The sequence below is a fragment of the Streptomyces millisiae genome, assembly GCF_031845425.1.
In the GTDB taxonomy this organism is placed as follows: Bacteria; Actinomycetota; Actinomycetes; order Streptomycetales; family Streptomycetaceae; genus Streptomyces; species Streptomyces millisiae.
Window position 1 is genome coordinate 1 of record NZ_JAVREM010000221.1, and the last position, 498, is coordinate 498.

1 protein-coding gene is annotated in these 498 nt (G+C 68.5%); it reads right to left on the bottom strand.

What is annotated here, in order from left to right; translation table 11 throughout:
• Window positions 1-231 (bottom strand): MlaD family protein (locus RNC47_RS36340; RefSeq protein ID WP_311605138.1); only part of this gene is annotated, 231 nt, incomplete at its 3' end.
• Window positions 232-498: the final 267 nt, after the last annotated feature.

Consider the following 498-nt stretch of genomic DNA (forward strand, 5'->3'; position numbering starts at 1 on the left):
GGTGATCTTGGCACGCTCAGGCTGCGGCTCGATCGTATCGATCTTGCCGACTGGCACACCAAGAATCCACACCTCATCGCCGGGGAACAGCCCGTTGCTGTTGGCGAAGTACGCCACTACCTCGGTCCGGTTTTCGGCGGTGGTCGATCGGGTCACCACGACTCCACCGGCGATCAGAACAAGCGCCAGGACCGTGGCCAGGACAATCCGTCCATAGCGCGAATTCCTCATCACGGGTTACCTTCCGGCGGGGTCAGCGGAACCGGGTTCTCTCCGGCCGGTCCCGGTGCCCCCGGTCCGACCGTGGGTGGTCCTGGCGGCAGCGGCTCCGGCAGCCCGGGAAGCTGCGTCACCGGTGGCGTCGCACCAGGGGCAGGCAATTCCACAGGCCCGACCGGTGTCTGGATGGACTGCTGGTTGGGCGGCCCCTGCGCCGGTGGTCCCGGTGGCGGACCGCCTGGCGGCGGCGCAGCAGGAGGCTCGCGGTACGGATAGCGC